Annotated in this window: 7 protein-coding genes; 3 read left to right on the top strand and 4 right to left on the bottom strand. The window is 73.3% G+C overall.

Annotated elements, in window-relative coordinates:
- Nucleotides 1-288 precede the first annotated feature (288 nt).
- The gene (locus RVR_RS13235; protein WP_202234045.1) at nt 289-2,013 is read left to right on the top strand and encodes a dolichyl-phosphate-mannose--protein mannosyltransferase; all 1,725 of its coding nucleotides are present in this window, start codon (nt 289-291) and stop codon (nt 2,011-2,013) included.
- A gap of 6 nt (nt 2,014-2,019) precedes the next feature.
- On the opposite strand, the gene RVR_RS13240 is transcribed toward RVR_RS13235, so the two are convergent.
- The 3 genes from RVR_RS13240 to RVR_RS13250 form a co-directional block, all read right to left on the bottom strand.
- Nucleotides 2,020-2,808 carry an SDR family NAD(P)-dependent oxidoreductase gene (locus RVR_RS13240; RefSeq protein ID WP_202234046.1) on the bottom strand — a complete coding sequence of 263 codons (789 nt, stop codon included), beginning with the start codon at nt 2,806-2,808 and terminating at the stop codon, nt 2,020-2,022.
- Between the two features lie 4 nt (nt 2,809-2,812).
- Nucleotides 2,813-4,129: a serine hydrolase domain-containing protein gene (locus RVR_RS13245; protein ID WP_202234047.1), complete on the bottom strand. Its 1,317-nt coding sequence runs from the start codon at nt 4,127-4,129 to the stop codon at nt 2,813-2,815.
- Nucleotides 4,130-4,316: 187 nt separating this feature from the next.
- Complete coding sequence (locus tag RVR_RS13250) at nt 4,317-6,083, bottom strand: glycoside hydrolase family 6 protein (RefSeq protein WP_202238582.1); 1,767 nt, start codon at nt 6,081-6,083, stop codon at nt 4,317-4,319.
- Between the two features lie 671 nt (nt 6,084-6,754).
- Here RVR_RS13250 and RVR_RS13255 point away from each other — a divergent pair.
- On the top strand, nt 6,755-8,443 hold the full coding sequence (locus RVR_RS13255; protein WP_202234048.1) for an FAD-binding dehydrogenase: 1,689 nt from the start codon (nt 6,755-6,757) through the stop codon (nt 8,441-8,443).
- 167 nt (nt 8,444-8,610) lie between these two features.
- Nucleotides 8,611-12,258 carry a S41 family peptidase gene (locus RVR_RS13260; RefSeq protein ID WP_202234049.1) on the top strand — a complete coding sequence of 1,216 codons (3,648 nt, stop codon included), beginning with the start codon at nt 8,611-8,613 and terminating at the stop codon, nt 12,256-12,258.
- 223 nt (nt 12,259-12,481) lie between these two features.
- Here RVR_RS13260 and RVR_RS13265 read toward each other — a convergent pair whose 3' ends face one another.
- Entirely contained in the window at nt 12,482-12,706 is a 225-nt protein-coding gene (locus RVR_RS13265) for a hypothetical protein (protein WP_202234050.1), read from the bottom strand.
- Nucleotides 12,707-12,781 lie beyond the last annotated feature (75 nt).

Consider the following 12,781-nt stretch of genomic DNA (forward strand, 5'->3'; position numbering starts at 1 on the left):
GGTCACGGACGGAAGTCTAGGTGCGGCCCCGGGCGCGACCCGGCGTCGTCGTACGGGCGCGGCTGCGTCTGTACGGGCGCGGCTCCCTCTGTACCGACGCGGGGCCACCGCCCGGGGGGCGCCGCACGGAGGGTCGCCGTACGGAGGGTCGTCGTACGGGCGCGGCTTCGTCGTACGGTCCTCCGGCCGCCTCGCGGGTTGCGCCGCCGTGCTCGGATTACCGGACAAAGCCGTCCCGGGGTGTGTACAGCTCATCGCAATCTCAGACGCTTTCCCTACGATGGCCCGGTGACGAGTGAGACCGTGGCGCAGGACCGTGCGCAAGAGGGCGTCCGGGAAACGGCGGAGCCGAGCGCGTGGGCGCGGCGGTTGCGCGGGTTCGGGCACGTCGAGACGCCCCGGACCGACACCCGCGAGCGCCTGGTCCCCCCGTTCCCCGAACCGGGCACCAAGGTCTGGCGGATGCTCGGCCTCGGCCCGCGCCTCGCGCACGTGGCCGCGAAGTGGTCGGGCTGGGTCGGCCCGATCCTGGTCGCCGCGATCGCCGGCGGCCTGCGCTTCTGGCACCTGGGCAGCCCGCGCGAGGTCGTCTTCGACGAGACGTACTACGCCAAGGACGCCTGGTCGATGATCAAGTACGGCTACGAGGGCACGTGGCCGGACGGCAAGGTCTCCAACCCGCAGATCCTCGCGCACCCGCAGGTCATCCCGCTGTCGAAGGTCGGCAGCTACGTGGTGCACCCGCCCGCCGGGAAGTGGGTGATCGGCGTCGGCGAGTGGATGTTCGGGCTGAACCCGTTCGGCTGGCGCTTCATGGTGGCCCTGCTCGGCACCCTGGCGGTGCTCATGCTCTGCCGGATCGGCCGCCGGCTGTTCCGCTCCACCGCGCTGGGCTGCATCGCGGGCACCCTGATGGCGGTCGACGGCCTCGAGTTCGTGATGAGCCGGACCTCGCTGCTCGACCTGATCATCATGTTCTTCGCACTGGCCGCGTTCGGCTGCCTGCTGGTCGACCGCGACTGGTCGCGCGCGCGACTGGCGGCCGCGCTGCCGGTGGGCGAGGACGGTTTCGCGGGGCCGGACGACGAGGTGGGCTCCCGCCAGGGCATGGGCTGGCGGCCCTGGCGGGTGGCCGCGGCCGTCCTGCTGGGCCTCGCCGCTTCCAGCAAGTGGAACGGCATGTACTACCTCGCCTTCTTCATGATCCTCACGCTGCTGTGGGACGTCGGCTCACGGCGCGTCGCCGGCTCCCGCAGCCCGTACCTGGCCGTCCTGCGCAAGGACTTCGGCTGGTCGGTGCTCACGATGCTGCCGGGCGCCCTGGTGACGTACCTGCTCACCTGGACCGGCTGGTTCATGTCCAGCGACGGCTACGACCGGCACTGGGCGGACGGCCGCGGCGGCTTCTGGTCCTTCATCCCCGCGCCGCTGCGCAGCCTGTGGCACTACGAGCACGACGTCTACAAGTTCAACGTCGGCCTGCACACCTACCACCCGTACCAGTCCAACCCCTGGAGCTGGCTGGTCCTGGGGCGGCCGGTGTCGTACTACTTCGAGTCGCCGAAGACCGGGCAGGACGGCTGCACCGCCTCCGAGGGCTGCGCCCGCGAGATCCTCGCCCTGGGCACCCCGCTGCTGTGGTGGTCGGCCTGCTTCGCGCTGGTCTACCTGCTCTACCGCTGGATCGCCCGCCGCGACTGGCGGGCCGGCGCGATCCTCTGCGCGGCCGGCGCGGGCCTGCTCCCCTGGTTCCACTACCAGGACCGCACCATCTTCTACTTCTACGCGGTCGCCTTCGTGCCCTACCTGTGCCTGGCGGTCACCATGATGATCGGCGCCTTCCTCGGCCCCCGCGAGGCCCCGGAGAGCAGACGCATGTGGGGCGCGGTGGGAGCGGGCGTCCTCGTGCTCCTCATCATCTGGAACTTCATCTACTTCTTCCCGATCTACACGGGCATGACGATCCCCTACCACTCCTGGCAGGCCCGGATGTGGCTGGACTCCTGGATCTGACCGGTCCTACTCGTCCGCCAGGGCGTCCGTGAAACCCGGGTTGCTGGGCAGGATGCCGCCCTCCACGGGCAGGGTGATCCCGGTGATCCAGGACGCGTCGCGCGACGCCAGGAAGGCGACGGCCGCCGCGATGTCGGCCGGTTCGCCGACCCGGCCCAGCGGGTAGACCGCCGCGGCCCGCGCGAGCGTGGCCTCGCGGCCCTTCCACGCCGGGGTGCGGATCGTGCCGGGCGCCACGAGGTTGACCCGCACCCCGTCGCGCGCCGCGTGCACCGCGAGGGTGCGGGTCAGCGACACCAGTCCGGCCTTCGCCGCGCTGTAGGAGTGGTTGCCGAAGTACGACAAGCCGTTGACCGAACCGATGTTGACGATCGCCCCGCGCCGCCTCGGCGCGTTCTTCAGGTGGGGAAGGGCGGCCCGCGAGCACCTCATCGCACCGGTGAGGGTGACATCGAGGTCGTGCGCCCACTCCTCCTCGGTCTCCAGCGCGAAGTCCTCGTGGTGGTCGCCGCAGGAGTAGGCGTTGTTCACCAGCACGTCCAGGGTGCCGAACACGTCCACCGCACGGGTGACCGCCGCGTCCACCGAGGCCCGTTCCGCCACGTCGCAGCGCACCGCCTCCGCCCGGCCGCCGTCCGCGCGGATGGCGGCCGCCGTGCGCGAGGCCGCCACACCGTCCAGGTCGGCGATCAGCACCCCCGCGCCCTCGGCGGCGAACCTGCGCGCCGTCGCCTCGCCGATCCCGCGGGCCGACCCCGTCACCACCACGCCGTAGCCGTCGAAGCGTCCAGTCATCAGGTCAGCGTAGGCACTGGCGAACGGCCCTGACCAGAGCCTGCGCACGCGGGTCCGCGGTCACGTTGCGCTGCATCCCGTTCGTCACGTACGCGAAGCCGATCCCGCTGTCGGGGTCGGCGAACCCGAGCGATCCGCCCCGCCCCGGGTGCCCGAACGACCGCGCGCCCAGCATCGGCGAGGCCGGCCCGTGCAGCATGAAGCCCGGTCCGAAGCGGGTGTTGAGCAGCAGCACCTGATCCGGCCCGTCCGCCTCCACGGTGGACGCGGCCGCGAGGGTGCCGGGGTCGAACAGCCGCCGGCCGGAACCGGAGCCGGAACCGGGACGTGGACCGTCGTCGCTCGCACCGTCGGCCGTCACGTCACCGCCGGTCACGTCACCGAGCAGCGCGGCGTAGCAGCGGGCCAGCGAACGGGCGGTGGCGATCGTGCCCGAGCCCGCCAGCTCGCCGGCCCGGTAGGCGGGATCGTTCTCGTCCGGCGCCGGCGTGATCGCGGCGAACGCCCGGCTGGTGAGCGACGCGGGGTCGGCGTAGGCGTCCTTGACGGTGCGCTTGGGGCGGGCGCGCAGGCCGCCGGACGCGGGCGGCTCGGGGGTGACGACGGAGCCGATCCGGCCGACGCGGTGGTCCTGGTCCGCGGGCAGCCCCAGCCACAGGTCGAGGCCGAGCGGCCCGGCGACCTCCTCGGCGACGTACTGTCCGATGGTCCGACCGGTCACCCGCAGCACCAGCTCCCCGACCAGCCAGCTGAACGTCTGCGCGTGGTAGCCGTGCGCGCGGCCCGGCGCGAACGACGGCTCCTGCGCGGCCACCGCCCGCGGTCCCGAGACCCCGTCGAGCGCTTCGCGCGGGGTCAGCGGCGTGTCCAGCGCGGGCACCCCGGCCCGGTGCGCCAGCACGTCCCGCACCGTCACGCGGTCCTTGCCCGCCGCCTTGAACTCGGCCCAGTAGGTGTGCACGGGCGCGTCGAGGTCCAGTTGCCCGCGCTGGTGGAGCAGCAGCAGGCACACCGCCGCGACCCCCTTGCCGGCCGACCTGACGACCTGGGCGGTCCGCCGCTCCCACCGGCCGCCCCCGTCGAACCCCGTGCGCCCGGCCCACAGGTCGACGACCGCCCGTCCCTCGTGGTGCAGCGCCACGGCGGCGCCGACGTCCCCGCGCCGCGCGAAGTTCTCGGCGAAGGTGTCCCGCACCGGCTCCCAGCCGTCGGCGACCGTCCCGTGCACCGGGACGGCGCCGGGGCCTTCCTCCCGCACCGTCCCGCCCGCCGTCGCGCCGTCCGCGTCGTCGTACCCGCCGTACGCGCCCTCGCCGCTCATCCCGCCCGCCTCCCGAACACACCCCCGCCGCTCCTCGTACCCCCCGATCGTACGAATCGGGGGGGTACGGCGGCACGCCGCGGGCCCGTAGGCGGGGCCGTCCCCGGTCGTGGTGACCCGGGAGCGGCCCCGTCACGGGCCCGGTGGGGGATCCGCTGCCTTGGGTGCCTGGCTCACCTGCCGGGCACTACGACAGCGGCGGGTACGCGTTCTGCAGGAGCTGGTGGAACTGTGCGGAGAACCAGTGGCCCGCGAGCGGCGAGTTCGCCAGGGCGCCGGTCGGGTTGTTGCCGTTGCGCGCGTTGCCGCCGTAGGTCGGGTCGCACATCTGGTCGAAGCCCTTGCCCTCGTCGTTGGCGATGGCCTTGCTCGAACCGTCCGACTCACCGGGGGGCTTGACCCACACGTAGGCGTCCAGGCCCGCGGCCGGGGCAGCGGTCGGGCGCTCGCCTATCCCGGCACCCGACTGGTTGCACCAGTTGCCGGCGTGGATGCGCCGGTCGATCCGACCGCCGTCGACGTAGGTGTCCACGGTGCTGGTGGCACCCGGACCGGTGGGCCGGGCGGACCCGCCCCATCCGTTGCGCCCGGTGTCGATCAGCATCCCGATGGTGCTGTCGAAGCCGACGCTGACCATCTCGGTGCGCAGCGCGGTGGCGTAGGACTTCTCGTCGACGTAGTTGTTCCAGTCGACCCACTTGGACTGCCGCACGCTGGTGCCGTTGACGCTGTCGGTCACCTTGAAGTTGGGCTCCACGGTGGCGCTGTAGTTCGCCGTGTTGGTGATGAAGCCCTGCACGTCGTGGACGGTGGCGCCACTGGTGGTGGCGGCCTTCAGGAACTCCTGCGCGGCGGGGACGAAGTTGCTGTCCCAGCCGAGCCACGCGTGGTGGCCGGCGTCGATGTAGTTGTAGGTGTTCGACAGCGCGCCGAGCTTGGCGAGCGCGTAGCCGACGCCCTTCTCGTAGTTGCCGTTCTGCTTCATCGTGGCGCAGGCGGCGGTCGAGCCCGCCTCACCGCTGGCGTTGGTGACGATGTTGGGCAGCGAGTCCGGCTCGATGATGTTGACGATCCGCAGTTTCGCGTACGCCGGGTTCGCCATGATCGACGTGATCGGGTCGATGTACTGCGTCTCGTACGTCGACAGGTCGTTCGGACCCAGCTCGCCGTTGGAGGCGAGCGCGGCGCAGTCGCGGCCGGGCAGGTCGTAGATGACGAACTCCACGGTCAGGGGCTGGCCGTTGGCCTGGGCGACGGCCTCGTCGAGGTGGTCCTTGAGGCCCATCGCGCCGTCGGCGCCGTCGATCGCGGCGATCCGGTCCAGCCAGACCGCGGTCGACTCGTCGGCGATCGCCGCCCCGCCGTCTCCGGACGCCTCGGCCGACCACTCGGGGTTGACGTACCCCTTGGCGCCCACGTACGGGTTGTCCACCCGCTGGCCGTCGCCGCCGGTCGGCGGGGTGGTGGTGCCGCCCGAGTCGCCGCCGTCACCGCCGCCCGTGCCGCCGCCGGTGGTGGTACCGCCGTCACCTCCACTCGCCGCGCCGCACGCGACGCCGTTCAGGGTGAACGCCGTGGGGACCGCGTTGGTCCCGCTGTAGGAGCCGTTGAAGCCGAAGTTGACGTTGCCGCCGGTCGCCAGCGTGCCGTTGTACGACAGGCTGGACGCGGTGACGGCCGCGCCGGTCTGGCTGATGTCGGCGCTCCAGCCCTGCGTCACCTTCTGGTTGCCGGCGAACGACCAGCCGAGCTTCCAGCTCGTGGTCGCCGCGCCGTTGTTGGTGACCGTCACGGAAGCGGTGAAGCCGCTGTCCCACTGGGACGACACGGTGTAGGCCACCGAGCAGGCGCTGGACGCCGCTTCGGCGGTCGGGGTGCTCAACGCGGCCGCCACCGCGCCGGAGGTGACGACGAGCGCCCCCGCGGCCAGTGCGGCGGTTCTACGTCGGATCATCGGAACTGCCATGTGCGAACGACCTCCATTGGGGGGTGGACCCTCGAAGCTCCGTCGAAAGGTCATGGGAGGTGGTGCCGTTGGTGCGTGGTGCAGTTACACGCTCTTAACGTGGGAGCGCTCCCATAGTGAGGAGCCCCCCAGGTCCTGTCAATGCTTGAAACACGACGAGGACACAGGCTCCCCAAAGCCCCCAGCTCACGGGCTCGACGCGGTGGGGCACGGGCCGCGGCGGCATGGCGGCGACGGGGATCGGGCCGTTGACATGACGTCAAAGGATGTACAGAACCGCTTACTGATGCCGGCTCGGCTTCCGACCGGGCGCCCGGCCGTGGGCCGTCTGCGGCCGTACGGGTGAGGTCGCAAACGGTGACCCGCGGAGCGGGAAGTCACCCGGAGGGGTGAGGTCACAGGCACCTTGGGCACCTTGGGCGCGAGGTGGCACGCGCCCATGGGCGCGAGGGGTGCGGGGCGCGAGGGCGCGGGGGCGTCGCGCGCCCATGGGCGCGGAGGCGGCCGGAGCCGGCTGCCATGGCGGGCGGCTCAAAGCCGCCTCCCGAGGAGCCGGGGGCACCGGGTTCGTACGCAACCCCTTGTCGCGCGGGCACGGTCGCGTAACGTGCTCCCCTGAGGTTCTACCGGCGAGTAGGGATGACCGAGGGAGCGGGCCGATGGCGCTGGACGCGGACGTCGTGGTGGTGGGCGCGGGGTTGGCCGGGCTCGTGGCCACGGTGGAACTGGCCGAGGCGGGGCGCAAGGTGATCCTCCTCGACCAGGAGCCGGAGGCGTCCCTGGGCGGCCAGGCGTTCTGGTCGTTCGGCGGGCTGTTCTTCGTCGACTCCCCCGAGCAGCGCCGGATGCGGATCAAGGACAGCGCGGACCTCGCCTGGCAGGACTGGCTCGGCACCGCGGGCTTCGACCGCCCCGAGGACCACTGGCCGCGCCGCTGGGCGGAGGCGTACGTGCACTTCGCGGCGGGCGAGAAGCGCGCCTGGCTGCACGACCGCGGGCTGCGAGTCTTCCCGGTGGTCGGCTGGGCCGAACGCGGCGGCTTCCTGGCGACCGGCCCCGGCAACTCGGTGCCGCGCTTCCACATCACCTGGGGCACCGGACCGGGGGTCGTCGCGCCGTTCGAGCGGCGGGTGCGCGACGCGGTCGCCCGCGGCCGGGTGGAGTTGCGCTTCCGGCACCGGGTGACGGCCCTGACGACGAGCGGCGGCGCCGTGGACGGCGTGTCGGGCGAGGTGCTCGCGCCGAGCGGGGTGGCGCGCGGGGTGGCCAGTTCCCGCGAGGCCGTGGGCGGCTTCGAGCTGCGCGCGCAGGCCGTGGTGGTCACATCCGGAGGCATCGGCGGCAACCACGACCTGGTGCGCGCCGCGTGGCCCGAGCGCCTGGGCACCCCGCCGGCCAAGCTGCTGTCCGGGGTCCCCGCGCACGTGGACGGCCTGATGCTCGGCATCGCCGAGGCCGCCGGCGGCCGCCTGATCAACGGCGACCGCATGTGGCACTACACCGAGGGCATCGAGAACTGGAACCCGATCTGGGCCCGGCACGGCATCCGCATCCTGCCCGGCCCGTCCTCCCTGTGGCTCGACGCGACCGGCAAGCGGCTGCCGGTGCCGTACTTCCCCGGCTTCGACACCCTGGGCACCCTGGAACACATCATGGGCACCGGGCACGAGTACACGTGGTTCGTCCTCACCCAGAAGATCATCGAGAAGGAGTTCGCGCTCTCGGGCTCCGAGCAGAACCCCGACCTGACCGGCAAGAGCGTGCGCGAGGTGTTCAAGCGGGCGCTGCCCGGTGCTCCCGGACCGGTCGAGGCGTTCAAGCAGCACGGCGTCGACTTCGTGGTCGAACGCGACCTGGCCGCCCTGGTGCGCGGCATGAACGCGATCACGGGCGAGGGCCTCATCGACGAGACCGCGCTGCGCCGCGAGATCGAGGCGCGCGACCGGGAGATCGCCAACACCTACACCAAGGACCTCCAGGTCACCGCGATCCGCGGGGCCCGCAACTACATCGGCGACCGGCTGGTGCGCACCGCGGCTCCGCACCGCCTGCTCGACCCGAAGGCCGGCCCGCTGATCGCGGTGCGGCTCAACATCCTGACCCGCAAGTCGCTGGGCGGCCTGGAAACCGACCTGGACGGCCGCGTGCTGGCCGGAACCGCGCCGGGCGGCGCAGCGGGCGCGGGCAGCCGCGGCGAGCCCCTGGCGGGCCTGTACGCGGCCGGCGAGGCCGCCGGCTTCGGCGGCGGCGGGATGCACGGCTACCGCTCCCTGGAGGGCACGTTCCTCGGGGGCTGCCTGTTCTCGGGGCGCACCGCCGGGCGCGCGGCGGCCCGCGCGACGGCGTAGCCGGGGCGGGCGGGGCCCGCAGGTCCGCCGCCCCGGACGCTGCGGGCGCCGCCGGCGCGGAGGCGGACCAAGAGAGGACCGGCGGCGGACCGGCGCGGGGCGTACTGGTGCAGGGCGGGGGCGCGCGACGGCGTGAAAAGTTGCCCGCCCCGCAGGCGCCCCGAACCATGGGAGAGGTGAGCAACGGCGCGTACCTCCGGTTCCCCCACCTGCACGGCGACCTGCTCAGCTTCGCCGCGGAGGACGACATCTGGGTGGCCCCGCTCGGGCCGCCGGGCGCCTCACCCGGCCGCGCGTGGCGGGTGACCGCCGACCGCACCAGAGTGGGCGTGCCCCGCATCTCGCCCGACGGCACCGCCATCGCCTTCACCACCTGGCGCAGCCTGGACCCCGAGGTGTACCTCGTGCCCATGGACGGGGGCGTGCCCCGCCGCCTTACGTACTGGGGCAGCACCGACACCCGGGTGTGCTCCTGGACGCCGGACGGCGACATCCTTGCGGTCTCCTCGCACGGACAGCCGTTCGCCTACCACACCTGGGCACACAGCGTGCCGACCGAGCACGAGCCCGGTGCCCCGCTCCCCTGGGGGCCGGTCTCCGACATCGCCGTGCACGACTGCGACGACGGGGAGCGCCGTACCCTCCTGCTCACCGGCACCCCGCCGCACGAACCGCACGCCTGGAAGCGGTACCGCGGCGGCGCCACCGGCCGGCTGTGGCTGCACGGCGAGCGCCTGGTGCCCGACCTGGACGGCCACCTGGCGTCCCCGATGTTCGTCGCCGGCCGGATCGCGTTCCTCTCCGACCACGAGGGCGTCGGCAACCTGTACTCCTGCCTGCCCGACGGCACCGACCTGCGCCGCCACACCGACCACGCGGACTTCTACGCCCGTTCTGCCGCTACCGACGGCAGCCGCGTCGTCTACCAGTGCGCCGGCTCCCTGTGGCTGGTCGACGACCTGTCCGCCGACGCCGCGCCCCGCCGCCTGGACGTCCGCCTCGGCGGCCCGCGCAGCGGCCGCCGCCCCTACCAGGTGCCCGCCGCCTCCCACCTGGACGGCCTCGCCATGGACCGCACCGGGCGGGCCAGCGCCGTCTGCGTGCGCGGCAGCCTGTACTGGCTCACCCACCGCGACGGCCCCGCCCGCACCATCAGCGACGTCCCCGGCGCCCGGGTGCGCCTGCCGGAGATGCTGGGCGACACCGGTCTGGTCGCCTATGTCACCGACATCGAGGGCGAGGACGGCATCGAACTCGCCCACCTGCCGGGGCGCGCCTCCCGCGCCCTCACCCGCGGGCCCGAGGGCGCCGGCGACGTCCCGGGCGACTACTCCGCCGACCTCGCCCCCGTACCGCACCCAGGCGACGCGGGCGGGGCGGGCGACGCTGACGCCGACGTGCTGCCGGTCGGCGCGCCGGTCGCCACCGGGCCGGTCCGCTGGACCAGCGACCTCACCCGTACGAGTGGGTCCGCAGGCGCACAGTTGACGTCCGGCGAGGTCACCCGCGCGGGTGAGGCGAGCCCCCAGGCGTACGCCCCCGGCAGCGAGGGCGGCGACAGCGGCGACCGGGGTGCCGGGCGGGGCCGTGACGGAGGAGGCGCCACCGGTCCGAGCCCCTTCGGCGACGCGCCCGACACCCCGCACGCCCGCCTGGCTGTCGGGCGCCTGGGGCGCGTGACCGAACTGGTCTCCTCCCCCGACGGCGCCGTCCTCGCCGTGGCCGCCCACGACGGCCGGCTGCTGCTGGTGGAGACCGGTGAGGGCGACACCGACGACGAGTACGGGCCGCCCCGGCCGCCCGTGGCGACGGGCACCGTGGACGAACTCGTCCGCTCCACCAACGGCCCGGTCCGCGACCTCGCCTTCTCGCCCGACTCGGCCTGGCTGACCTGGTCGCATCCTGGCGTCGGACGCTCGCTGCGCTCCATCAAGATCGCCCGGCTCGCCGACCACACGATCATCGATGTCACCAACGGCCGCTTCGAGGACGAGCAGCCGGTCTTCACCCGCGACGGCCGCTACCTGGCCTTCCTGTCCTGGCGCGGCTTCGACCCGGTGTACGACGTGCACACCGGCGACCTGTCCTTCCCCCTGGGCTGCCGGCCCTACCTGGTGCCGCTGAACTCCGCGACGCCGTCGCCGTTCGCGCTGCGGGTCGACGGCAGTCCCGTCGGCAGCGGCCTGGACCCGGGCGAGGGCGGCAGCGACGGACCGGTCGTGGTGGAGGCCGAGGGGCTTCCCAGCCGGGTGACGCCCTTCCCCGTCCCCGCGTCGAAGTACAGCGCCCTGGAGCCCGTCCAGGGCGGTCTGGTGTGGCTCAGGTGGCCGATCTCGGGCGCGCTCGGCGAGACGTTCGTCAACCCGACCGACCCGTCGGCCCGCCCTACCCTGGAGTACTTCAACCTCGCCAAGTCCAAGCGCGCCGAACTCGTCCGCCACATGGACTGGTACGCCGTCAGCGGTGACGGCCAGCGCCTGGCCGTCTTCGACGAGGGCGAACTCGCGGTGCTGCCCGCGAACGAACGCGGCGACGACGACTCCACCGTCTACGTCGACATGCGGCGCATCCTGCACGAGGTCGAGCCGACCGCCGAATGGCGCCAGTCCTACGCGGAGGCGGGCCGCCTCATCCGCGACTACTTCTGGGCACCGGACATGTGCGGCGTGGACTGGCCCGCGGTCCTCGACCAGTACCGGCCGCTGGTCGAACGCGTCGCCACCCCGGACGAGTTCGCCGACCTGCTGCGCGAGGTCCTGGGCGAACTGGGCACCTCGCACGCCTACGTGCAGCCCGCCCGCCGCAACGAGGGCCCGCCGCACTACCAGCGGCCCATCGGCCTGCTGGGCGCCGACTTCCAGCGCACCAAGGACGGCGACTGGGCGGTCGCGCGCATCCTGCCCGGCGAGTCGTCGGACTCCAAGGCGCGCTCGCCGCTGGCCGGCACGGGCATCCGCGAGGGCGCGATCCTCACCCACGTCGACGGCCGCCGCGTGGACCCGCAGGCGGGCCCGTACCCGCTGCTGTCGGGCGCGGGAGGCACCAGCGTGGAACTCACCTTCTCCCCGCCCGGCGGCCGCGGCGCGCCCCGACGGATCGCCGTGGTGCCGCTGGTCGACGAGCGGCCGCTGCGCTACCAGCACTGGGTGGCCAAGCGGCGCAGCGTCGTCCGGCACCTGAGCGGCGGGCGCTGCGGCTACCTGCACATCCCCGACATGGGCGGCTCGGGCTGGGCGCAGTTCAACCGCGACCTGCGCAAGGAAGTCGCCTACGACGCGCTGCTGGTGGACGTACGCGGCAACGCCGGCGGCAACATCAGCGAGCTGGTCATCGAGAAGCTCACCCGTACGGTGCTCGGCTGGGACGTCACCCGCAACGCCCAACCGGTCTCCTACGCGGGCAACGCTCCGCGCGGTCCGGTCGTCGCGGTGGCCGACGAGGCCACGTCCTCCGACGGCGACATGATCACCGCCGCCTTCAAGCTGCTGAGGCTCGGCCCGGTGGTCGGCCTGCGCACCTGGGGCGGTGTGGTCGGCATGACGGGACGTCACCGACTGGGTGACAACACCGTCATCACCGTCCCGATGAACGCCGCGTGGTTCGACGCCTACGGCTGGTCCATCGAGAACCACGGCGTCGCGCCCGACATCGAGTGCCTGCGCACCCCGCTGGACTGGGCGGAGGGCAGGCACGGCCAACTCGCCGTCGCCGTCCGCGAGGCGCTGTCACTGCTCGGTGAGCACCCGGCGGCGGTGCCGCCCGACCTGTCGTCCCGCCCGGACCGCGCCCGCCCGCCGCTGCCTCCGCGCCCCTGAGAACGCGGAAAGACCGCGTCCGCGGTGCCGACTGGTGGTCGGCCGGCGCCAGGGACGCCGACGGCCAACTGGCACCAGGGACGCGAGGAGGACGCGAGGTCCGCGCCCATGGAGGCCGTCTGAAGGCAGCGCAGAAGGGGCGCCCGCCCGGGGCGCCCCTTCCGTGTCACGGTGTTCCCGGCGCCGTCGCGATGCGCGGCGCCGGTATCAGCTCAAGCGGACGTCAGGCCCGGTCGTCCTGGCTGTCGTCCTCGGAACCGCGGCCCATGCGACGCGACACCTGGTCCTCGATGTCGGAACGGCGCTCCTGCCCCTCCTGCCGCATGCCGCGCTCGGCCTGCTCGGGGTTCCGGGCGTCGCCTGCCTTGTTCCGGCGGTCGCCCTGCGCACCCTTGGCCTTCTCGGCGTACTCCTCGGCCTTGTCCTTGAACTGATCGAAAGCACCCATGGCTACTCCTCCTGGAGTGTGGTGGGGATGGGGCCTCGACAAGAGTTGCATGGCAGGACACCCCCCGCATCCTGG

It is taken from the genome of Streptomyces sp. SN-593, from assembly GCF_016756395.1.
Classification (GTDB): Bacteria; Actinomycetota; Actinomycetes; order Streptomycetales; family Streptomycetaceae; genus Actinacidiphila; species Actinacidiphila reveromycinica.

What these genes read in the sequence shown, in the direction of transcription:
- RVR_RS13240 (WP_202234046.1), bottom strand. Translation starts at nt 2,808, where the DNA reads ATGACTGGACGCTTCGACGGCTACGGCGTGGTGGTGACGGGGTCGGCC.
- RVR_RS13245 (WP_202234047.1), bottom strand. Translation starts at nt 4,129, where the DNA reads ATGAGCGGCGAGGGCGCGTACGGCGGGTACGACGACGCGGACGGCGCG.
- RVR_RS13250 (WP_202238582.1), bottom strand. Translation starts at nt 6,083, where the DNA reads ATGATCCGACGTAGAACCGCCGCACTGGCCGCGGGGGCGCTCGTCGTC.
- RVR_RS13255 (WP_202234048.1), top strand. Translation starts at nt 6,755, where the DNA reads ATGGCGCTGGACGCGGACGTCGTGGTGGTGGGCGCGGGGTTGGCCGGG.
- RVR_RS13260 (WP_202234049.1), top strand. Translation starts at nt 8,611, where the DNA reads ATGGGAGAGGTGAGCAACGGCGCGTACCTCCGGTTCCCCCACCTGCAC.
- RVR_RS13265 (WP_202234050.1), bottom strand. Translation starts at nt 12,706, where the DNA reads ATGGGTGCTTTCGATCAGTTCAAGGACAAGGCCGAGGAGTACGCCGAG.